Below are 20476 nucleotides of genomic sequence, written 5' to 3'. Positions count from 1 at the left end.
TAAATGACTCCACTCAAAACGATGCTTCTTACGCCTTTAGATTACGCAGCTTTCGCATGAATTACTGCCGATTTCTTCTTCGTCATCGGTAAAGGTACGAATGTAATAAATTGATTTAATGCCTTTATGGAAGGCGTAGTGACGTAAAATGTTTAAATCACGTGTTGTTTGTTTAGGTGTGTCTTTCCATTCGTATAAGCCTTCAGGAATCTCTGAACGCATAAAGAGTGTCATACTCATTCCTTGATCAATGTGTTGTTGTGCTGTGGCATAGACGTCGATCACTTTCCGCATGTCCATGTCATAAGCCGATTTGTAATACGGCAAGGTATCATTGTTTAAATATGGTGCAGGGTAATAGATCTTGCCGATTTTTTTCTCTTGACGTTCTTCGATTAGACGAGTAATTGGGTGAATACTAGCGCTAGTGTCGTTGATGTAAGAGATCGAGCCATTTGGTGCAACAGCTAAGCGGTTTTGGTGATACATGCCATCTTTTTTGATTGCATCACGCAAGTTAGCCCAGTCTTCTGCTGTCGGAATAAAGATACCTGTAAAGAGTTCTTTTACTTTATCAAATTGTGGTGTGAATTCGCCTGTGGTGTACTTATCAAAGTATGTGCCTTTAGCGTAATCAGAATGTTCAAAGTTATCGAAACTTTCGCCACGTTCTTTTGCGATGTTATTACTTTCCACTAAGGTCCAGTAGTTTAATAACATAAAGTAAATATTAGTAAAGTCTAGAGATTCAGGCGAGCCATACTCCATTTGATTTTTAGCGAAGTAGGAATGTAAGCCCATAGCACCTAAACCGATGGTGTGGTTTAAATCATTGCCATTTTTAATTGAAGGAACCACTTCGATGTTTGACGCATCTGTCACATAAGTTAAAGCGCGAGTCATGGTTCTAACTGATTTACCAAAGTCTTTGCTATTCATTAGGTTGGGAATATTGGTTGACCCTAAGTTACAGCTGATATCAGTTCCTAATGTTTCGTATTCTTGACGATCGTTAATAGCAGAAGGTTGTTGAACTTGTAAAATTTCAGAACAAAGGTTACTCATAATGATTTTGCCATCAATTGGGTTTTGGCGATTTGCCGAATCGATATTGATGATATAAGGATAACCTGATTCCTGTTGTAGTTTACTGATTTCATTTTCAAGATCACGAGCTTTAATTTTAGTTTTACGAATCTTAGGATTAGCCACTAAATTATCGTATTCTTTTGTAATATCAAGATAAGAGAAGGGGACGCCATACTCTTTTTCAACGCTATAGGGACTAAATAGATACATATCAGCATTTTTTCGTGCCAGCTCATAAAACTTATCTGGAACAGTTAATCCAAGGGATAATGTTTTAACGCGGATTTTTTCATCAGCATTTTCTTTTTTAGTGGATAGGAACATTTCAATATCCGGGTGGAAGACGTTTAAGTAAACGACGCCAGCACCTTGACGTTGACCTAATTGATTGCTATAGCTAAAGCTATCTTCAAACAATTTCATAACAGGTACGACGCCACTTGCAGCACCTTCGTAACCTTTAATCGGAGCCCCACCTTCACGCAAGTTGTTCAGTGAAATACCCACGCCACCGCCAATTCGTGACAATTGTAAGGCGCTGTTAATTGAGCGACCAATACTGTTCATGTCATCTGTGACTTGTAATAAGAAACAAGAGACTAATTCACCACGGCGCTTCCGTCCCGCATTTAAGAAGGAAGGGGTTGCTGGTTGATAACGTTGGTGAATCATTTCATCGGCAATGTCCAAAGCCAACTGTTCGTTTCCTTCAGCAAAATACAACGCATTAAAGGCCACTCGGTCTTCGTAACGTTCTAAATACTGAGTTCCGTCATTACTTTTAAGGGCATACTGAGAATAAAATTTGTAAGCAGCCATAAAGGATTTAAATTCAAAGTGTTGCTCATCTAAGAAAGTGTAAAGGGAATCAATAAATTCGATTGAATAATCACGAATAAATGCTTCTTCAAGGAATTCGTGTTCGATTAAGTAGTCAATTTTTTCTTTTGTAGAACTAAAGCTCATGGTATTGGGCTCAACGTTTTCTAAGAAAAAGGCTGCCAAGGCTTCTTTATCTTTATGTAACGGAATTTGTCCATCTACAGGGCGGTTAATTTCATTGTTTAATTTGAAGTAACTTACTTCATCTAGTTGTTTTAGACTCAATTTCACTCACTACTTTCTTAAAGTTTTCTACATCATCTGGGGTGCCATTCATTTCGAAATCAAACAGCATGGGGATGTGGTATCTGTGTGCTATCTCTTTTGCCGTATAGACATAGAGCTCGCCAAAATTTAAATTGCCACTGCCAACAACGCCTTTGAGTTGCTGTTGGTTACTCTTAAATTCAATAAAGTCGTCCGCTACCTCGGTAATGTCTCTATCGTAAGTAGGAACGACTAATATATAAGGTTCATTTAGTTCATGAAATGGATTGGTTCGATCGATTTCGTAAGCGGGTAAGCCGACTTTTTTAATAAAGCGCCTGGTTTGGCCCGTGACGCTAAAATAAGCAAGTTTCATCTTAAACTGCTAAAGCTCTTAATTGATCTGGTCTGAAACCAACAATTGTGATATCTTCACTAGCAGTTACGACAGGCACGCTACGATGTCCTTGATCTTTTAACCAATCTATATATTGTGGTTCTGAATCGATGTTTACTTCGCTATATGAAATATTTTTATCGGTCAAAAACCGTTTAGTCATTTTGCATTGTGGACAGTTGTCCTTTGTATATAATGTGATATTAGTCATGTCAATTACCTCCAAGGAATTTCGTTTTTTAACTAATTACTAGTATACCCCCTACAGAAAAAAAGTCAACTGGAAAACACTATATATTGTGGTTAAAACACGAACGAACACAACGGTTGGTAGGTGTTAACTTTCACAAAACTGATTTATCGGGCTTTCATAATGCTTTTCATTGAAAAAAATTTGTTAAATAGTGCCATATTTTTTTCGTGGCACATCATCTAGTTAATGGCAATCGCTTACTTCTATATTAGAGATGTTTTATGGGAACTCATACTGGATAATGTCATAAGGAGATCATCTATATGTTGTGTCTGACCCCATTGGCTAATTTGAGAAGAATCAGCATAAAAAAACAAAGGGAGGTCGTGGTTTCTACTCTTTTTTATCGTGAAAAAAGACGCAAAGTCTGGCGGAAAAGCATTGACAAATAATCGGAAGGGAGATACTATTAAGATAACAATTGAGAATGATTATCAGTATCGTTGGAATTTAACATGTGAAAATAGAAACAAGTTAAAATGAGTGAGGTGAAAAAATGCTTAATTTACAAGAAGGTTCCGTGGGAATTCTTTATTATTTTGAAGAAGTGATCAATGCCAGTACTTCTGATCGGCATTTAGCTAACTTAGGATTTGTTAAAGGAGCGAAAATTAGGATTATTTCTCAAGACAAACGAGGAGATTTAATAATTTCAGTCAAAGATGCTCGCCTGGCAATTAGTCAAAAGGTTGCTAGCCAAGTTAAGGTATCGACGGAACATCATCAAGCAGTTAGCTATCAGACATTAGATAGTGTTAGTATCGGTGCGGTTAAAAAAATTGAAAACGTTTTAGGTGGTGGGGTCCTGCGTAGACGGCTGATGGACATGGGGTTAACCCGGGGTGTTGACGTGATGATTCGCAAGGTGGCTCCTTTAGGTGATCCCATCGAGGTGACGATTCGAGGATACGAACTAACCTTGCGCAAAGCTGAAGCCGAATTAGTTTTAGTAAAGGATGTCTAGATAGATGACAAATAAAATCATAGCCTTGGCTGGAAATCCAAACAGCGGCAAGACCAGTTTGTTTAATGAGTTAACTGGAGCCAATCAGTCTGTAGGAAACTGGCCAGGAGTAACGGTAGAACGAAAAGAAGGCCATTATAAGAAGGATAAATCAGTGGTTATTCAGGATTTGCCTGGGATTTATTCTCTGGCGCCTTATACGCCAGAAGAAGTCGTTGCGCGAAATTACCTCTTGCAAGATCGACCAGATGCTATTTTAAATGTGGTCGATGGCACGAATTTGGAGCGAAATTTGTATTTGAGTTTACAATTAATGGATTTAGGTATTCCTGTGGTGATTGCTCTCAATATGATGGATGTCCTGAAAAATCAGAAAAAAACCGTTAATTTGGATAAACTTGCCTATGGTTTAGGCGTAGCAGTAGTGGGAACTAGTGCTGTTAAGCGACAAGGAATTGAAGAAGTCCTTAAAACGACGTTAACTGCCATAGAAGAAGAGACTCGTCAGCGAGCCATCATCTATGATCCGCGTTTGGAAAGAGCCTTAAAGGAAATTACTTCTATAATAGAAGGTAAAAAAGTGTTATCAATTGCCGATGGGGTGGTGACAGCTGATACAAGCCGTTGGTATAGCATGAAATTATTTGAACGCGATGCTCAGGTGTTAGCTGAGTTAGCTTTGTCTTCAGAGGACAAAAAAGAAATTGCTGAAATTGTGGCAATGACTGAGAAGATTTTTGAAGATGATAGCGAAAGTATTTTAATCAATGAACGCTATGACTATATTACAAAATTGGTGAGGCTTTGCGTCATTAGTCAAGAGGACTTTAAGCTAAGCCTCAGCGATAAATTAGATAGAATTGTTACTAACCGTCTTTTTGCCCTGCCAATTTTTGCGTTTATCATGTGGCTGGTCTATTACGTTTCGATTCAGACTGTGGGAACGATGGGCACAGATTGGGTTAATGAGACCTTGTTTGGTGATCTGGTTCCTTCAGCGGTTTCCAATCTGCTGGTTCAGTTAAATGTAGCTCAGTGGATGCAGAGTTTAATTTTAGATGGGATTATTGCCGGTGTGGGAGCAGTACTTGGGTTTGTGCCCCAGTTGATTGTCCTTTTTCTTTGTTTAGCTATTTTGGAAGACTGTGGTTATATGTCGCGAATTGCCTTTGTAATGGATCGCTTGTTTCGCCGTTTTGGCATGTCAGGGAAATCCTTCATTCCGATGCTGATTGCGACAGGTTGTGGTGTGCCAGGTGTTATGGCCAGTCGAACCATCGAGAATGAAAAAGATCGAAAAATCACGATTATCGTGACGACCTTTATGCCTTGTTCGGCTAAATTGCCGATTATTGCTTTAATTGCCGGCGCCTTTTTTCCTCACGCTAGTTGGGTGGCGCCTTCTGCGTACTTTATCGGAATGAGTGCCATTGTTTTGTCGGGAATTGTATTAAAAAAGGTTAAGGCATTTGCAGGAGATGTCTCGCCATTTATTATGGAATTACCTGCTTATCATTTACCGAGAGTGCGAGGGGTTCTGCAACAAACTTGGCATCGAAGCTTTGCTTTCGTAAAAAAAGCCGGTACGATTATCTTTGTTTCCAGTATTCTGATTTGGTTCCTGTCTAGCTTCAATCTAAGGCTGCAAATGGTGACGGCGGAAAAGAGTATGTTGGCTAACCTTGGTAATTTGATTGCCTTTATCTTTGTTCCCTTAGGTTGGGGAGATTGGCGTGCAACCGTTGCAACTGTTACAGGGTTAATTGCTAAAGAAAATGTGGTCAATACCTTCGGGATTCTATTTGGTGGTTTCAGTGAAGTGTCAGAAGCTGGTAATGAAGTCTGGCCGGCTTTAAGAGCGGCCTATACGCCAGTTGCAGCCTATTCTTTTCTAGTCTTTAATTTATTATGCGCCCCTTGCTTTGCTGCGATTGGCGCCATCCACCGTGAGATGGCTAATCTGAAATGGACCATGACAGCTGTTGGTTTTCAGTGTGGGGTCGCTTATTTGACAAGTTTTGTGGTGTATCAATTAGGCCATGTTTTCTTTGAGGGGGCTCATTTTGGGTTAGGTGCTAGTCTGGCAATAGGAGTTGTAGTGGGGCTGATATATTTATTAGTCAAAAAACCAAAACATGTTATAGCCACTTTATCAACCATATAGAAGGGATGAATGAACGTGTGGACTTTAATTTTAAGCCTGATGATTTTTGGGGGAGCAGGAGCTATTATTTATCGCACTTACTTTAAAAAGAACCGCCAGAGTTGCCATGATTGCGATTGCCCAGCTAAACCACAGCATTTGATAGACAAATAAGAAGTAAAGCAGCCCTTATCACTTTATTAAAAGCTGGGTGAGGGCTGCTCATAAAAAAAGAGAATTTCCCATCTTGTTAATTTTTAATTAACCAAGAAAAACACTTGCTATTGAACATAGCGAGTGCTAAAATATGTCTTGTAGCTAATTTTTGGGCTGTTAGCTCAGTTGGTAGAGCAACGGACTCTTAATCCGTGGGTCGAGGGTTCGAACCCCCCACAGCCCATTGGGTGCCAAACCCACGAGAATGGTGTCACATCGGCGTCGCAAGACGTTTCGAAGATGTGATACGCATTCTCTTTTTTTGTTTTAATCACCTGGTTGGGCAGAAAGTTGGGCAGATTATAGTATATGTTCGTAATAAAATAACACTAATTTTTAAAAAAATGACGAGAATTCATTGCTTGCTTTCTCGTCGATTTCTTTTAAAGCATGAGAGTAAATGTTCATTGTAGTGCTAAAATCTTTGTGTCCTAATCTCTCCTGTACATTTTTCACGGGAGTGTTTTTCCCTATCAAAAAGGTGGCAGAGGTGTGACGAAAATCATGAAAACGAATATATCTTAATGAATTAGTATCTGCGAATCTTCGCCAGTGCCTGTTTAGAGAAATTGGGGTTATCGGTTTGCCGTCAGGGTGTCCAAATATATACAAGTGCTTTAATTCATTTTTATCAATATTTAATTTATGCCGATCCTGATCGTTTAGTTCAATTTGTTCCTTTATTACATTTAGATATTGTTCCGGAACAATCATTGTTTTTGAATTAGATGATTTGAGCCCATCTTTTCTTTTTAGGCCCTCTTTAAGTGCGATTATCCTCTGATCAAAGGTGACTTCGTTAGTTGAAAAATTGAAGTGTCTTTCTTCTAATGCTGCAATCTCTCCTTGTCGAGCACCAGTGGTTATTGCACTCATAATAATAGCTTGCGTTCTAAGTGGAGCACCTCTTAATATCTTAAATAGTTCAGTTATTTCGGTAGTTGTATAAGGTGGGAAAGTGTGAATTTCAACATTCTTTTCTTTTGGTATTCGCACAGAGTTACAAGGGTTTTCTGTGATAATCCTATACTCGTCTATAGCTACTATAAAAACATTGCTAAGAGCGCTTAGTATACGTTTCTTACGTTGTCTTGAAACACTCCCTTTTCGACTGTCCAGACGTTTCACGTTAATAACCAATTCTTTTATTTCATAGGGCTTAATATCTATGATTTTTTTATTCCCTAATTTTTTAACGAATCTACTTTCAATAATAGACTCATACTCTTCATAGGTTTTTTCCTCAAGATTAAGTTTCGCTTCTTTTTTCCAATTATTTTCGAAAAAATTCTTAAATGTAATTGAGTTTAATTTGGAATATCCCTTTTTTTCTATATCAATATTCCATTTTGCCAGCTCCATATAAGCATCCTTATCTGTCTTGGCTTTAACGACTTTTGATATACGATCCGGATTACCGTTTGGTAAGGTACCAATTGGGTAACGTAGTCTGTATGTAGAATTGCTTATTTTTTCGATAGAACCTTTCATTGAACTGTCTCCTTAAATCCTGTACAATGGACATAGTAAATATGCCTATTAGTAGGTTATTTTTCTGCACGCCTTCATCTGCCAAGATCGTGGGGCGTGTTTTTAATTTTTTAATAATTTTTCTTTATGTTGGGTGAATTCATTTTCCGAGATTATATCTAAATCTAGCAATTCTTTTAAATCTAAAAGTTCTTGCTTCAATGTACTGGGAACAGTGTGTTGGTTGATAGTAGGTGATAATAAATTATCAAGAATTATTACTATTTCAGATACTTCACTTTCTATTTTTTTATATTCAGCGGAGTTCAATTTTACTTTTCTAAATAAGATAACAGGTATTTTTTCTGAAACAGTTTTCCCGTTATAATTTAATTGGATGTCAATCATCAAATTATTGATTATTGATTCCGCTCCTTTTTTACCCGTAACGGCTCCAACAATTGCTCCTGTTGGCCCAAATAATATTCCGCCTCCAATCGCACGACCTAAACCGCTTTTACCACCTATATCTTTTTCATTAGTTGAAACTGAATATCCTATGTAATTCTGGATTTTAAAAATGTAATTTGGTTTCATTCCGTCTTTCACAGCGATTGCTATTAATTCGTTTACATCGTCTATCCACATTAGTTTACCTATTTTTTTTGTAGGTTTAAAGAGGTGTTCTAGCGATTTGTCGATATATTTATTTTTTCCCAAAAAAGTAGCCATTTCGATACCATCCTTTCAAACATTTGTATTGTCAATAACTTGATGTTACTGTGCTATCTTCAACTTCAATATATCTTCCATACCTATACCCAATCTATATTCTTCCAAAAGTGCAGAAAAATTGAAATAGCCATCATTTTCACTTATTAGTTCTTCAATCATGTATAAGTCTGCTTCGTATTCCATTTTCGATCTGTAGGAAGACGACATTACATACAAAGCAATGTAATCAGTGTGAGAAATAATGTGTTTTATTTCGTGAAGAATAACCGCAATTAATTCTGATTCTTCAAGGTGGTTATTTGCTATGATTGTTTTACAATCCGGTAGATAATGTGCTCCATCCTCAATATCAGCTAAAATTAAGTCGATCCCTAGTTCCTGTAGTTTACGCATTATCTTTTGCAACAATCATCCCTCATTTATACTCCGAATTTACCCTTTAAAAAGGCCATAATCACTTCTCTGTCATTTTCAGACATGGGTTTACCACTAAAACTCATTGCGTTATCAATCATTTTTTCTAAATCAGTTTCAGTTATTTCATTTTCGACTTCTCTCCCAAGTAAGTAATCTGTCGAAACGTCAAAATAGTCAGCTACTTTCTCTAGCACCTCTGATTTCGGGCTACTCTTTTTCCATGTGTAGAAAATATTCTCACTCAAGCCAAGTTCGAGAGCAACTTCTTTCAAGTTTTTTCCTCTTTTTGTTGCGAGTTCCTTTATTCTTTCGAATAGAGACATAAATATCCATCCTTTTAATGCGTTGAAATAAATTATAAAGTTTTGTACCTTTCGGTTGACATAGGTATAAAACTATGTTAAATTTATGTCATAGCAATAATATTTACAAAATAAATTACCTAATAAACCTAAATCAATTGCCGCCAAGCTTATAAATTAGGGGTTAGTGTATCTATTTGGTATGGATTAATTGTACAAAACTTTATACTAATTGTCAATATAATTTGTAAATATTATTGTTTATTCGAAAATATTATACAAAAGGAGGTGTTCAAATGTCAGTAGATTTGAAACGTCAGGTACTGGTTGCTTTAGCTTTGAGAGGCAAAACTCAAACTTGGCTAGCAAATGAATTGAATATGAATACTGGTTATTTATCGAGAATATTGAATGGTAGAGATGAGCCAGCCGAGCAAATCGAAAGAATCAAATTATTTTTAAATTTGAAAAGTGATGATACAGAAAAAGGGAACGTGTGTTCGTGATTAAATTTTACCATGTTACGAAATAAAGTAAAGCATTTTGAAGTTAAATTGATTTAAAAGGTGGTTAATTATTACGTCACACAGGAGGTAAAAGGGATGGGCCAAAATTTAGCATTAATTGATATGGAAGATTTAAGAGCGATTTTATCTGAGAAAGTAATCAAAAATGAAGTGTGGGGAACGAAAGAAGCTAGTAACTATCTGAATGTTTCTATATCTCACCTTACCAAGCAATCTTTAGCTGGGAACATACCTTGCGTAAAAATTGGTTCAGAGTGGAAGTACAGTTCAATCGCATTGTTTGAGTTTGTATCTAATAGAGGAAAGTGAGGTAACAACATGGATGAATTACAAGTGATCAATGAACAAGAATTACTAGGCCGATATTTTAAAGTTTATGGTGACATAGATAATCTGCTATTTCTATCTAAAGATGTAGCTGGATGGATTGAACATTCAGATAATTCCAAAATGTTAGAAACTATTGATGCAGAAGAAAAGCTGAAACGAACAATATTCGTGTCAGGTCAAAATCGTCAAATGTGGTTCTTAACAGAAGATGGCCTTTACGAAGTGTTAATGCAATCTCGTAAACCAATCGCTAAACGGTTTAAAAAAGAGATAAAGAAGATACTTAAGGATATCCGAAAGTACGGTATGTATGCTACAGACGCTTTAGTGGACAATCCAGACTTGCTAATACAGGTTGCAACTAAGTATAAGGAAGAAAAAACGCTAAGACTTGTCGCAGAGCAGCGAGTAAACGAGTTACAGCCGAAAGCTGACTACTACGACAACATACTGAAAAATGACAGCTTAACAACGATCAGTGTTGTTGCCAAGAACTACGGAATGAGCGCAAATAAATTAAACAGCTTACTTCATGATTTAGCTGTCCAGTACCGCCAGGGTAAGACGTGGCTTCTTTATAGCAAGTATCAAGATAAAGGATATACACACACTGAAATGATTGATGTTAAGAATGGTGGGAAATTAGTGCCTAGTACCAAATGGACACAAAAAGGCCATTTATTCATCTATCAGCTGTTAAAAACAAATGGATATTACCCGGTGATTGAACAACAAGACATAGCATAGGAGGAAATATAATGAATGAAATGAATTTTAAAGAACATGTAGTCAAGCTAGCTGGAGATACTCCTAGGAAAGAAATGCCAGATGTACCATCGTCAACAGATGTAATTAACCAGGTGGTGTACTTGGTAGGTGATTTAGTAATAGAAGTAGATAAATTAAAGAACCAACTCGCGAATAAGCAAGTAGGCAAAAAAACGAGTGAACAATTATTAAGAGAAAATCTGGCAGAACAAAAGAAAACGAACGAATTGCTCCAAGTTATTGTGAGTAACCAGGAGCGAAATGAAATTTTAAATTCTCCAAAATCGTCTGACTCATACTTTTATAAAGTGATATTAGATTCCCTTGAGAAAAGTAATCGAGAGGGTTTTGAAATTTCAAGTATTTCACACGGCCCGTTTAATGGTTGTCCAAATCGTGAATTGATAGTTTCTATGTTTAACCCTTTAAGTGAATCGGAGTCCACATTGCCGTTGAAAAAGTAAATTCACCGTCAGAATGGTTAAAAGTAATGGCTTTAACGTCTTGCTTATCAGCTAAATCAAAAATAGCGCGAAAACTTTTAGTTTCGTAATTCGGGATTATTAAGTTGTGAACATCTGTAAAAATTTTCTGTTCACCAGTCTTCATGTTTTTGATAATTAAAGTTTTAGACATGTTCTCACCACTTTTCATAGTTAGTATTCAGCAAACAGTTTGCTGATAGATCAATTATATCAAAGTGAGTAATTAATAAATAGGAGGAAATCAAATGGCTGGACCAGTAATATCACAATTAAAACGTAAACAAATAATTTCTATGAAACAGCAAGGGTTATCACAAGAAGTGATTGCATCCGAATTATCAATTAATCGGTCATCGGTGTATCGAATCTTAAAACAAGAAGGAATAACCGGTGTTCGTGCTAAAAGAGCGGCGAATAAGCGCAAACGACCCATGATTCCGTTTGTCCCTGAAGCTGTAATGATCACGAATAAGACAATGGTTGTTGATGGTATTGAAGTTGAAGTATTAAACGAATACGAACATACAATAGCAGTTCAAGACGGCAACAGAACAGGTCTTTGGCATAAGAGTCAGAAAAAGTTAGTCAGTGGATGGCGTGAGCGTTCGAACAATATGACAGCCCGTGCTTGGATTTAACGATGAAAGGAGATATCTAATGAAATTCAAACTACGCAGATTTGTGTTTATGTTAGTATTCGCAGTTTTGTTCTCATACGTAGGAGACAAGTCTCTTACTCTAGCATACGCTTTACTTGGAGGTGTAGCGGTAGGTTATCTATTCCATTGGGAAGACAGAAATTGGGTACACAAGAACGATCGGCACCCTAGAAATTATTGATCAATAAAACGCGTTTACAAGGAGGGACGAAGATGGACAGTACAGAAGATTGGGCGCTAAACAAAAAGTTAGCTGATGACTGGTGGGAACTAATGTCTCCTGTTATTCAAAAGCAGCAAGAAAACGAAAAAGAGCCAACGGCTGCAACCGAAGGCTAGTGTAAAACAAACGTAAATTAATTTGAACAAAGAATATCACACAGCGAGAGGATGTGTCAAGCGTTGGAAGATTATGACAGCCTCGGAGCACGTCAGCAACCGTATGATGTGCCAGAGCAAATGTGTATTGAAGAATCGGTGACTGATTACTTTGGTAATGAGATTCAAGACGAAGACGGAGTTTTCATTGTTCGTTACAATCGGCCAATTTATTCAGAGAAGAAATTGCTTGCTGGATATAAAGAAACTTCAGCGGTGCTAACACATGATTCGTTAACCAATTTTATGGAGGGTGAGATTGATAGCTATTTATCTCTGGACTGGCAAGGCGTTGGTAAAAATTATAAGAGAGAGGTGTACGGTGAATGAGTGAAGAATTAACTTTCCACCAAAAATTAATTAAGTTAGTAGGTGAATTAAAAGCTCCAAAAGGACAGAAGAATACTTTTGGTAAGTATAATTTCAGGTCAGCTGAAGATATCTTAGAAGCTGTGAAGCCATTAGCAGTTAAGTATGAACTTTTGCCTAACCTATCGGATGAAATAGTACAAATTGGTGATAGATATTATATTAAGGCTACTGCTTCAATTAGTGATAAAAACACAACAAAATCAGCAACGGGTTACGCTAGAGAGTCCGAGACAAAGAAAGGTATGGATGACAGCCAAATCACTGGCACAGCATCTTCGTATGCCCGCAAGTATGCAATGAATGGACTGTATCTAATTGATGATACTAAAGACTCTGATAGTGATGAGTATCAAAATTCGCAAAATAAACCTGCTAGAAACGAAAAGATAATTGACGAAACCAAACAAGTAATTGTAACTGGAAAAGTAAACGAATTCGCTGAAAAACAGGGGCTTGAGTTTGTTGATGTTTTGGATAAACTGTCTGGCTATTTGAAAATTAATAGTGAAGTTTCTAAATTAACAGATGACGATTTTGGAAAGCTTATGAATTATCTAAATCAAAATTTAAAAACTAAAAATGAAGCTCCACGTCAAACGGAATCTAAACAAAAAGCGTGGGATTAAGGGAGGACAATATGTCAAACGAATTAATTAATCAGGAAATACAATTTGATGTGGAGGTGAACACTTCTGTTCAAATGAAAAATGAAGATCAGTTAAATACCCTTGTGACTGAGGTGGAAAGCAAAATGGCTGGACTAGTTTTTACAGATGAAAATGTACCAGAAGCAAAAGAAACAAGAGCAACTTTAAATAAAATTATCAAACAAATAGATACTGGTCGTAAAGGAGTTAAGAATGAAGCTCTTAAACCTGTAGCAGATTTCGAGAAAAAGATGAAAGGCTTTGTAGACCGTATTACAAATGTAATTAACCCTATCGATGAAGGGATTAAAGAATTCGAAGAATCCCAAAAAAATAAACGAAAAAAAGTGGTAGAAGGTTTAATTAATGAGTCGGCGGTTAATTTTGACTTAGAACCCAGCGAGATAATTATTCAAGATTCCTGGCTAATTAAATCTATCAGTGATATTAAGCGAACTAAGTTAGTCACTGATGAAATGACGCGAATTCAACAAGAAAAGCAAAAGTTAGCTAATGAGTTAAGTATCATCGAAAGCTATTGTAAAGCGCTAAATTTAGACGATGGAGGCTGGCTGTTACAAATTCATCAAGGCGTTTCAAGTCCGGAAGTAATGAAGTCGATTGACGAATACAATCAACGTGAAAAAGAACGTATTGAACGTGAAAAACAATTTGAAATTGATCGGCAAGCAAGAATCGAACAGCAGAAGTTAGCTGAGCAGAGCAGTGTCAAAGTTGAATCTGAAAAATGTGCCATACCTAAAAAAGAAGTACCCGATAAAGAAATGGAAATGCTTGCAACTCAAACCTTAATTTTGAAATTTGTTGGAACTGAAATACAACTAACGCAACTAAGCGATTTTATTACGAGCATTGGAATTCATGTAGAAAAAGTGTAAAGGCGTGATTGGATGGAGTTCGCCGGACGAATAGTTAGCTATGACGAAAAAAATAATTTGTTAACTCAAAAGTTAAGGGAACCTTTAAATGTAAAACGAATTGAGACTTACTATAGTGCTGATTTAAGCAGAGTGTTAGTTCATAACGAAGTAGAAGACCCAAGAAAGTTCAGCAAGGCTCAAAGGCGTTTATATTGGGCGATGCTAAATGACATAGAGTTGTCTTATGGACAGCCTAGAGAGTCACTTGATGAATACTTTAAGAATGCCTTCTTCAACAAATACTATCGCAATGTATCTGTGGCTGATGATTCAATTAATTCTGTTGAAGAGGTAACAAATTTAATAAACTTAGTCATTGATTTCGTTTTATTATCAAGAAATATTGAGTTCAGTGAATCATTCAAATATTTAGGTAATAGTAACTATTGGTTTTATTCGTGTCTCATGAACTCGATGTGTTGCTTATGTGGAGATAAAGGTGAGAAAGCCCACGTTCAAGCAGTTGGGATTGGTCGCAGCCGTAAAACAATCGATCATACGCTACATCAATTCATGAGTTTATGCCGAATGCACCATAGCGAGCAACACACAATAGGGTTAACGAAATTTTTGGAAAAGCATATTGTTATCCCAACTTGGTTAACAAGGAAAGATTTGAAGAAATTAAATATGCCTGTAATCGAGATAGAGGAGGAAAAAAATGAATAATGTAATTTTGATTGGAAGATTGACAAAAGATGCGGATTTAAAATATACATCAAGCGGTAAAGCGGTGGCGACATTTACACTCGCAGTTGATAAATATTCCAACGGTGAGAAGAGCGCTGACTTTATCGGTTGTGTGGTCTGGGAGAAATCAGCAGAAGCGCTTGCTAACTACACGAAAAAAGGTTCGAAAATTGCTGTTAGAGGCTCTATCAATACAAGGAATTATGAAAATCAACAAGGTCAACGAGTATATGTAACGGAAGTAGTTGCTGACAAATTTAATGGAATTGAGTTTCTTGATTCAAAATCTGATAATCACCAATCAAATAATCAGTCGTCAAATACTCAATCTAACCAAGGCGGGCAACAAGGTAGTTTCCCAGGCGTTGATCCGCATAATAAAGGAACTGATCCATTCGGATCAGTAAGCCAAATAGATATTTCAGATGACGATTTGCCATTCTAAGGAGTTGATGTAAATGGCTGAAAAAAGAACCCGAATATACCGAAATACAAATAAGAATAACTATTCAATCATAAATAATGAAGTATTAAGACGTGTGGACATGAGTTGGAAAGCTAAAGGATTGATGTGTTACATATTGATGCTTCCTGACAATTGGGAAATCTATCTCGAAGAGTTGATGAACAACGCAACTGATAAAAAAGCGAGTTTTAGAAGTGGCTGGGACGAGCTTAAAGAAAAAGGATATGTAAAGAGATATCCGATAAGGGAAGGCGGAAAAATAGTAGAGTGGAGAACAGAAATATTCGAAACTGTTGATTTAACAGCATTCTCACCACATACCGATTTTCAAGAAGTAGAAAACCTAGAAGTAGAAAACCTAGAAGTAGAAAATCGGAAGCTACTAAGTACTTATATTACTAATGACTTAGCTATACAAAATACTGATAATACTAAAAAAGATATGACGCCTCCGAAGAAGACTTCTCCGTCTAAGCCAACTCGTCATAAATATGGAGAATACAAAAATGTTCTTCTGAGTGATACCGAAATGGAGAAGCTTAAGAATGAATTTCCAAACGATTGGCAACAAAGGATTGAAAAAGTATCTGAATATGTGGCGGCTAATGGAGCAAAATATAAAAATTTCTTAGCAGTAATACGTAAATGGGCTAAAAATGAAAGTAACAAGCCAAAAGCAGGTTTTAAGAATTCATACGGGAATCAGTCAAATCGAAAAGAAACACTGCCCGAATGGGCAAAAGAAAAAGCTCCAGAAAAAAAGGAATTCGATGAAGAAGCTGAGATTGCTCGTCTTAAAAAGTTGGGTGTGCTATGAGAGATTACTTCCAGATTACTGAGGTTCTTATTGACGATTTATCAATTACTGAGCAATTCTCTAAGGAAGTGTCAGAAGAGTTACAAAGTTTTGGCAAACGGTGTCGTCGTGAAATTGCTGAAAATGTTTCAAAAGGTGGTAGTAAAGACGATTATCATAGTGCAGCATACTTCCAAACGTTTATGTGTATGGTTGATTTGTACTTACATCGAACAACTGGTAGTAAGTACTTACGTATGATCCAAAAAGATAACGATTATGTATGGGAGTACGGCCGTAAATTCCGAGAAAAACTGATAGGAGGTTAGCTTATGCAACTAGTCGGCACGTTTACTAGAAGAGTGTATCTTGAGGCTGCCGACAAGCAAACCTTGTTAAGGATGGCCAATCATTTGTTTTATTATGGTTCATATCAATTTGGCGATGGGGTTAATAAGGTTAAATATGTATATCCTGAACCATTGGAAATTAAAGGAGGGCTTAGTTGAATAGAATCATAATACCTTTACCGCTTATGACGTTGAATGAGTACACGAACAAGCAACGGATTAACAGATATGCAGGTGCAAACGCAAAGAAGCAAAGTACCAGAATTTGTCAGACCCATGTGAAAAGTGCAATGAATTGTGGCGTAAGATTCGAGCCTCCTTTTCGTTTAAAGTTTACCTGGTATTGCAAAGATAAACGGCAAGATCCAGACAATATAGCTTTTCAAAAGAAATTCGTATTAGATGGGATGGTTAAAGCGGGATTCATCGAAAATGATGGATGGCAGCAAGTATTAGGTTTTGAGGATTATTTTGAAGTTGATAAGAGGAATCCGAGAGTTGAGATAGAAGTAATTTAATAACTGAATAAACTTAATTTTCTTAATGGTCCAGATTCATAAACTTTTATAGGAGAGTGGTTGAAATGATTATTAATTTAGAAGAGTACAGACAGTATTTAAAAGAAACTAAGAAGGCCGAAGGGACTATTGTGAATTACATGACTCAATTGAGGATGTTTGAAAAATTCATGATTGCAAATGGCTATACTGGGTTATCTGGTGAAGCGACGGAAGCGTACAAAGATTACTTGTTGAAAATAAAAAAAGACAAAGTGTCTAGCGTAAACACCAAAATAACAATTCTAAACACATATTTCAACTACTTAAAAAATCAAAAGAAAGTTAGGCGTACACGGAAATTGAAGCTCAAGAAAGAAAAAATACAGAGTACAAATGATCGAGAGTATTTAATTGAGAGTCAATATGCAGCCATCTATGAGAACTGCGTCCACAGTGAAACACAACTATTAATTAAGGTGATTGCTAACAGCGGTCTGAGAATAAGTGAAGCCACAGGCCTCACGCTCGATCAAATTAAGCCTAAGAAAATTATGATAAAGAATAAGGGGAAATGGAGAACTATTGGGTTAAAGCCAGAACTAAAAGCTGAGATAAGAGCATTTTTCAAGGATAAGAAACCTGATGAACCGTTATTTAGTCTCTCTCAGACGACCTATAGAAACAGAATGAGTGAAGCGGGACGCCTCGCAGGTGTTGAGTCGGAGCTTGTTTATCCTCACGCCTTTAGACATTATTTCGCTAAAGAATTTCTCCGCACCGCTGAGGACCAGAGAGCGTTAAGAGTTCTCCAAGTAATTTTGGGGCATAGCGACATTTCAACGACAATGATATATCTGCAATTTTCCAATACAGAGGTTGCAGACATGATGATAGCTGCATAAGGAGAATATAGAATGACTAAATTTGAAGAACGAGGTCACAAAGTTACTACACATGAAGGTCATACTGGATATGTTGCACCAGAAATTAAAGAATATTTTGTAGAAAAATATATGGAGCAGCCGATTAGAGTTGTTCCAGGGCATTGGCCCAGTATGGAAACGAAACAAGATGTTGATAAGTGGATTGATAGTCTTAGATTTATGAGAAAGTTATTTGATGAAATGCAACTTGATAACGAAGACGAAGAGGAAGACGATTTTTTATAAGCCATGTTGTTAATATGTGGCGGATTACCAAGGAGGATTAAAATGGCAAAATATATAATTACAACGGATGGGGACCAACAAGGTTGGATGGGAGCTTTTAACAGATTTAACAACTCAAACTATAAAATAGGTCAAGAAATTAAGGGGAAATACGCTGAAGAAGTCATGCAAGAAATATACAAGTTTAACAATGAGTATGCTCATGGCCAAGCAGTTGAATTGATTGAGGTGCCAGAATGAAAATTTATTGTGTAGCAATCGTTAGCGGTCCCTACATGATGCCTGATGACATGAAAGTTTATAAAAGGAAGTCATCAGCCATTAAACGCTGCGAATTATTAAATAAAGAGCGGCAGGACAAACCTTATAAAGTTTTAGTAGCTGATAATTGGCATGAAGCTAAGGGAAATGATTAGTTTACCACGAAATACCAAGGAGGAAACGAAATGATAAAAAAAGACGATTTAAAAGACTGGCTGGCTGAAGGCGACCGAAATAAAAGTAAAGAAAAATTGGAAGCTTTTATCGATAAAAGAATAAAATATAACGCATTGAGTGGAAAAACAACTTTTACAGTTTGTACCGGTGAATATACCAGAGACGGAAGTGTAAAAACAGAATTTTACGATCTGTGGTATGACCAATCATTGTCGAAAAACAATCAGATCATAGTTCAAAATGAAGTCATTGCAAATTACCAAGAGTTTGGATTTGATGTAAAAAAAGTAAATGTTGATTGTGGATGGAGCAACAATTATCCAGCTTTAAAATTCACGGATATAGATTATCTGTTAGATGAATCTATTAAAGATAATTAATTTGCGGAGAAATACCAACTAGGAGGGAATAGCATGACTAAAGATGTTTTTGAAGACTACACCATGGGCCAACTCATAAACAAGATGAGATACCATGCGGATCAACAAAATAACTACGAATCAATGAGCACTGAGGACATAGAGATTAACGAGCTGGTGTTAATTGCAGCAATCGCAGAATTTGAGAAACGTAAAGCTAATAATTAAACAGTGTTTTAAGACCCGTACAGACGTTTTAGGCACGTATGGTATAAATAGACCAGTAAGGATACAAAACAGCACTAGCAACACAAGGATGATTAAAAACGACGAAATTAGAGGAGTGAGCAAGATGAGTGAATTACAAAAAGCGATGGAAAAAAGCGGAATGAGGTTACCGGCAAGATTCAATTTTATTTTAGTCAAAAAAGAAGGTAAGTTTTCGATAGTTTTTAACGTCATGAAATATAGCAAATGCAAATTGGAAAACGTGAAGGCGGAAGATACCAAAGTTATGTTTTGGGATAGCAGTGTCGGAACGTCATTATCTATTAAGGATATCGAAAGTTATGAGCAGATGGAACAAGAAATAGATAAACTAAAAAAAGAGTGGCTTGAAACCGCTGAGTAATTTGTTAATTGATTTAGAAATACCAACCAAAGGAGGGACGCTGATTGAAAAGGATTTTAAACTATCCGGGAAGTAAATGGAGTATGGCCGAGTTTATTATCAACATGATTCCGGAGCACATAACCTATTTAGAACCGTTCTTCGGAAGCGGAGCAGTGCTTTTTAATAAGCCGCCATCAAAAGTGGAAACGATCAATGATTTTGATTCTCGTGTATTTAACTTTTTTAAAGTTTGCCGAGACCAACCAGGGCAGTTAGCAAATTCAATTATGTTCACACCGATGAGTAGAGAAGAGCATAAATTGAGTAACTCAAATACTCGAGATCCAATCGAAAACGCACGTCTGTTTTTAGTTCAAAGTTGGCAATCTATTGGTGGAATCCAAATGTATAAAACAGGATGGCGGAGCAATATTGATAAATTAGGTGGCAAGCTGCATGAATGGAATGACTTACCTGAAAGAGTCTTAGAGGTAGCTGGTCGATTGAAGCAAGTTCAGATCGAGAACCAGGATGCAATAAAGTTGTTGGAAAGATATAACCGAAAAGATGTTTTTGCTTATATTGATCCACCATATTTATTAGAAACCAGAACAAGCCGCTATTACGAAACAGAATTATCAAATGAAGATCATGCCGCAATGCTCGAGATCCTGAATGATTTCCAAGGGAAAGTAATTTTAAGTGGATATGATCATGAAATGTATGACAAAGCTTTGCCTGATTGGTATAAGGTTTACTATCATGCGAATGCAGAAGGTGGCCAGAAACGATTAGAGACGCTTTGGTGTAATTTTGAGCCACCAACTCAGATGAATTTATTTGAGTAAGTTATTAATTGGTTTAAGAATAACAATCAAAAATAGGAGGTCATAAAATGGCTAAATTTAGAATT

34 protein-coding genes and 1 tRNA gene are annotated in these 20476 nt (G+C 36.7%); 27 read left to right on the top strand and 8 right to left on the bottom strand.

What is annotated here, in order from left to right:
• Positions 1 to 36 precede the first annotated feature (36 nt).
• The 3 genes from nrdE to nrdH are packed head-to-tail and all read right to left on the bottom strand — an operon-like array spanning position 37 to position 2786.
• On the bottom strand, positions 37 to 2196 hold the full coding sequence (gene nrdE / locus RWN13_RS11485) for a class 1b ribonucleoside-diphosphate reductase subunit alpha (RefSeq protein WP_314063560.1): 2160 nt from the start codon (positions 2194 to 2196) through the stop codon (positions 37 to 39).
• Positions 2174 to 2554, bottom strand: a complete 381-nt coding sequence (nrdI, locus tag RWN13_RS11480; RefSeq protein ID WP_314063558.1) for a class Ib ribonucleoside-diphosphate reductase assembly flavoprotein NrdI — start codon at positions 2552 to 2554, stop codon at positions 2174 to 2176. The genes nrdE and nrdI overlap by 23 nt, the downstream gene beginning before the upstream one ends.
• A 1-nt stretch (position 2555) precedes the next feature.
• Positions 2556 to 2786 (bottom strand): glutaredoxin-like protein NrdH, encoded by a 231-nt coding sequence (gene nrdH / locus RWN13_RS11475; RefSeq protein WP_314063554.1) that lies wholly within the window; start codon positions 2784 to 2786, stop codon positions 2556 to 2558.
• A gap of 538 nt (positions 2787 to 3324) precedes the next feature.
• Here nrdH and RWN13_RS11470 point away from each other — a divergent pair.
• The 4 genes from RWN13_RS11470 to RWN13_RS11455 all read left to right on the top strand — a co-directional run bounded on the left by RWN13_RS11470 (position 3325) and on the right by RWN13_RS11455 (position 6335).
• A complete protein-coding gene (locus RWN13_RS11470) occupies positions 3325 to 3792 on the top strand; it encodes a ferrous iron transport protein A (protein WP_314063552.1) in 468 nt (155 codons plus the stop codon).
• A 4-nt stretch (positions 3793 to 3796) separates the two neighbouring features.
• The gene (gene feoB, locus RWN13_RS11465; protein WP_314063550.1) at positions 3797 to 5956 is read left to right on the top strand and encodes a ferrous iron transport protein B; all 2160 of its coding nucleotides are present in this window, start codon (positions 3797 to 3799) and stop codon (positions 5954 to 5956) included.
• A gap of 9 nt (positions 5957 to 5965) precedes the next feature.
• A complete protein-coding gene (locus RWN13_RS11460; RefSeq protein ID WP_399553656.1) occupies positions 5966 to 6109 on the top strand; it encodes a FeoB-associated Cys-rich membrane protein in 144 nt (47 codons plus the stop codon).
• A 153-nt stretch (positions 6110 to 6262) separates the two neighbouring features.
• Positions 6263 to 6335, top strand: a tRNA-Lys gene (locus RWN13_RS11455).
• A gap of 152 nt (positions 6336 to 6487) precedes the next feature.
• Here the strand turns inward: RWN13_RS11455 and RWN13_RS11450 are convergent.
• The 4 genes from RWN13_RS11450 to RWN13_RS11435 all read right to left on the bottom strand — a co-directional run bounded on the left by RWN13_RS11450 (position 6488) and on the right by RWN13_RS11435 (position 9096).
• Entirely contained in the window at positions 6488 to 7642 is a 1155-nt protein-coding gene (locus tag RWN13_RS11450) for a site-specific integrase (RefSeq protein WP_314063549.1), read from the bottom strand.
• A gap of 102 nt (positions 7643 to 7744) precedes the next feature.
• Positions 7745 to 8353 carry a hypothetical protein gene (locus RWN13_RS11445; RefSeq protein ID WP_314063548.1) on the bottom strand — a complete coding sequence of 203 codons (609 nt, stop codon included), beginning with the start codon at positions 8351 to 8353 and terminating at the stop codon, positions 7745 to 7747.
• A 45-nt stretch (positions 8354 to 8398) separates the two neighbouring features.
• On the bottom strand, positions 8399 to 8761 hold the full coding sequence (locus tag RWN13_RS11440) for an ImmA/IrrE family metallo-endopeptidase (protein ID WP_314063545.1): 363 nt from the start codon (positions 8759 to 8761) through the stop codon (positions 8399 to 8401).
• A 14-nt stretch (positions 8762 to 8775) separates the two neighbouring features.
• Complete coding sequence (locus RWN13_RS11435) at positions 8776 to 9096, bottom strand: helix-turn-helix transcriptional regulator (RefSeq protein WP_314063543.1); 321 nt, start codon at positions 9094 to 9096, stop codon at positions 8776 to 8778.
• A gap of 275 nt (positions 9097 to 9371) precedes the next feature.
• On the opposite strand from RWN13_RS11435, the gene RWN13_RS11430 reads away from it, so the two are divergent.
• The 4 genes from RWN13_RS11430 to RWN13_RS11415 all read left to right on the top strand — a co-directional run bounded on the left by RWN13_RS11430 (position 9372) and on the right by RWN13_RS11415 (position 11164).
• On the top strand, positions 9372 to 9581 hold the full coding sequence (locus RWN13_RS11430; protein ID WP_314063540.1) for a helix-turn-helix transcriptional regulator: 210 nt from the start codon (positions 9372 to 9374) through the stop codon (positions 9579 to 9581).
• A 96-nt stretch (positions 9582 to 9677) separates the two neighbouring features.
• The gene (locus RWN13_RS11425; RefSeq protein WP_314063537.1) at positions 9678 to 9911 is read left to right on the top strand and encodes a helix-turn-helix domain-containing protein; all 234 of its coding nucleotides are present in this window, start codon (positions 9678 to 9680) and stop codon (positions 9909 to 9911) included.
• 9 nt (positions 9912 to 9920) lie between these two features.
• Positions 9921 to 10679 (top strand): phage antirepressor KilAC domain-containing protein, encoded by a 759-nt coding sequence (locus RWN13_RS11420; RefSeq protein ID WP_314063534.1) that lies wholly within the window; start codon positions 9921 to 9923, stop codon positions 10677 to 10679.
• A gap of 11 nt (positions 10680 to 10690) precedes the next feature.
• Positions 10691 to 11164 (top strand): hypothetical protein, encoded by a 474-nt coding sequence (locus RWN13_RS11415; RefSeq protein ID WP_314063531.1) that lies wholly within the window; start codon positions 10691 to 10693, stop codon positions 11162 to 11164.
• Here the strand turns inward: RWN13_RS11415 and RWN13_RS11410 are convergent.
• On the bottom strand, positions 11118 to 11336 hold the full coding sequence (locus RWN13_RS11410; RefSeq protein WP_314063528.1) for a hypothetical protein: 219 nt from the start codon (positions 11334 to 11336) through the stop codon (positions 11118 to 11120). The genes RWN13_RS11415 and RWN13_RS11410 overlap by 47 nt on opposite strands.
• A gap of 94 nt (positions 11337 to 11430) precedes the next feature.
• On the opposite strand from RWN13_RS11410, the gene RWN13_RS11405 reads away from it, so the two are divergent.
• From RWN13_RS11405 to RWN13_RS11315, 19 genes are all read left to right on the top strand, one after another.
• Positions 11431 to 11823 (top strand): helix-turn-helix domain-containing protein, encoded by a 393-nt coding sequence (locus tag RWN13_RS11405; protein ID WP_314063525.1) that lies wholly within the window; start codon positions 11431 to 11433, stop codon positions 11821 to 11823.
• 234 nt (positions 11824 to 12057) lie between these two features.
• On the top strand, positions 12058 to 12183 hold the full coding sequence (locus RWN13_RS11400; RefSeq protein WP_314063522.1) for a hypothetical protein: 126 nt from the start codon (positions 12058 to 12060) through the stop codon (positions 12181 to 12183).
• A 51-nt stretch (positions 12184 to 12234) separates the two neighbouring features.
• Positions 12235 to 12552: a hypothetical protein gene (locus RWN13_RS11395; protein ID WP_314063520.1), complete on the top strand. Its 318-nt coding sequence runs from the start codon at positions 12235 to 12237 to the stop codon at positions 12550 to 12552.
• The gene (locus tag RWN13_RS11390; protein ID WP_314063518.1) at positions 12549 to 13220 is read left to right on the top strand and encodes an ERF family protein; all 672 of its coding nucleotides are present in this window, start codon (positions 12549 to 12551) and stop codon (positions 13218 to 13220) included. The genes RWN13_RS11395 and RWN13_RS11390 overlap by 4 nt, the downstream gene beginning before the upstream one ends.
• 11 nt (positions 13221 to 13231) lie before the next feature.
• Positions 13232 to 14140, top strand: coding sequence for a DUF1351 domain-containing protein (locus RWN13_RS11385; protein WP_314063515.1), 909 nt, complete (start codon positions 13232 to 13234; stop codon positions 14138 to 14140).
• Positions 14141 to 14152: 12 nt separating this feature from the next.
• Positions 14153 to 14851 carry a putative HNHc nuclease gene (locus RWN13_RS11380; protein ID WP_314063513.1) on the top strand — a complete coding sequence of 233 codons (699 nt, stop codon included), beginning with the start codon at positions 14153 to 14155 and terminating at the stop codon, positions 14849 to 14851.
• A complete protein-coding gene (gene ssb, locus RWN13_RS11375) occupies positions 14844 to 15317 on the top strand; it encodes a single-stranded DNA-binding protein (RefSeq protein ID WP_314063511.1) in 474 nt (157 codons plus the stop codon). Before RWN13_RS11380 ends, ssb begins: the two co-directional genes overlap by 8 nt.
• A gap of 13 nt (positions 15318 to 15330) precedes the next feature.
• Positions 15331 to 16155, top strand: a complete 825-nt coding sequence (locus tag RWN13_RS11370; protein ID WP_314063508.1) for a helix-turn-helix domain-containing protein — start codon at positions 15331 to 15333, stop codon at positions 16153 to 16155.
• Positions 16152 to 16463 carry a hypothetical protein gene (locus tag RWN13_RS11365; RefSeq protein ID WP_314063506.1) on the top strand — a complete coding sequence of 104 codons (312 nt, stop codon included), beginning with the start codon at positions 16152 to 16154 and terminating at the stop codon, positions 16461 to 16463. Before RWN13_RS11370 ends, RWN13_RS11365 begins: the two co-directional genes overlap by 4 nt.
• A gap of 3 nt (positions 16464 to 16466) precedes the next feature.
• Positions 16467 to 16643 (top strand): hypothetical protein, encoded by a 177-nt coding sequence (locus tag RWN13_RS11360; protein WP_314063504.1) that lies wholly within the window; start codon positions 16467 to 16469, stop codon positions 16641 to 16643.
• On the top strand, positions 16640 to 17002 hold the full coding sequence (locus RWN13_RS11355; RefSeq protein ID WP_314063501.1) for a RusA family crossover junction endodeoxyribonuclease: 363 nt from the start codon (positions 16640 to 16642) through the stop codon (positions 17000 to 17002). The genes RWN13_RS11360 and RWN13_RS11355 overlap by 4 nt, the downstream gene beginning before the upstream one ends.
• Positions 17003 to 17067: 65 nt before the next feature.
• Complete coding sequence (locus RWN13_RS11350; RefSeq protein WP_314063499.1) at positions 17068 to 17886, top strand: tyrosine-type recombinase/integrase; 819 nt, start codon at positions 17068 to 17070, stop codon at positions 17884 to 17886.
• Between the two features lie 12 nt (positions 17887 to 17898).
• Positions 17899 to 18153: a hypothetical protein gene (locus RWN13_RS11345; protein ID WP_314063496.1), complete on the top strand. Its 255-nt coding sequence runs from the start codon at positions 17899 to 17901 to the stop codon at positions 18151 to 18153.
• Positions 18154 to 18195: 42 nt separating this feature from the next.
• On the top strand, positions 18196 to 18393 hold the full coding sequence (locus tag RWN13_RS11340) for a hypothetical protein (protein ID WP_314063494.1): 198 nt from the start codon (positions 18196 to 18198) through the stop codon (positions 18391 to 18393).
• Positions 18390 to 18569 (top strand): hypothetical protein, encoded by a 180-nt coding sequence (locus RWN13_RS11335; RefSeq protein WP_314063492.1) that lies wholly within the window; start codon positions 18390 to 18392, stop codon positions 18567 to 18569. Before RWN13_RS11340 ends, RWN13_RS11335 begins: the two co-directional genes overlap by 4 nt.
• Positions 18570 to 18599: 30 nt before the next feature.
• Positions 18600 to 18971 carry a hypothetical protein gene (locus tag RWN13_RS11330; protein ID WP_314063489.1) on the top strand — a complete coding sequence of 124 codons (372 nt, stop codon included), beginning with the start codon at positions 18600 to 18602 and terminating at the stop codon, positions 18969 to 18971.
• Between the two features lie 33 nt (positions 18972 to 19004).
• Complete coding sequence (locus tag RWN13_RS11325) at positions 19005 to 19178, top strand: hypothetical protein (RefSeq protein ID WP_314063486.1); 174 nt, start codon at positions 19005 to 19007, stop codon at positions 19176 to 19178.
• 124 nt (positions 19179 to 19302) lie between these two features.
• Positions 19303 to 19581 carry a hypothetical protein gene (locus RWN13_RS11320; RefSeq protein ID WP_314063484.1) on the top strand — a complete coding sequence of 93 codons (279 nt, stop codon included), beginning with the start codon at positions 19303 to 19305 and terminating at the stop codon, positions 19579 to 19581.
• A 44-nt stretch (positions 19582 to 19625) separates the two neighbouring features.
• Positions 19626 to 20411, top strand: coding sequence for a DNA adenine methylase (locus tag RWN13_RS11315; RefSeq protein WP_314063481.1), 786 nt, complete (start codon positions 19626 to 19628; stop codon positions 20409 to 20411).
• Positions 20412 to 20476: the final 65 nt, after the last annotated feature.

The sequence above is a fragment of the uncultured Vagococcus sp. genome (assembly GCF_963518325.1).
Taxonomy (GTDB): Bacteria; Bacillota; Bacilli; order Lactobacillales; family Vagococcaceae; genus Vagococcus_D.
Note: the sequence above shows the minus strand (reverse complement) of the source record. Positions and strands in the feature narration are given on the sequence as shown.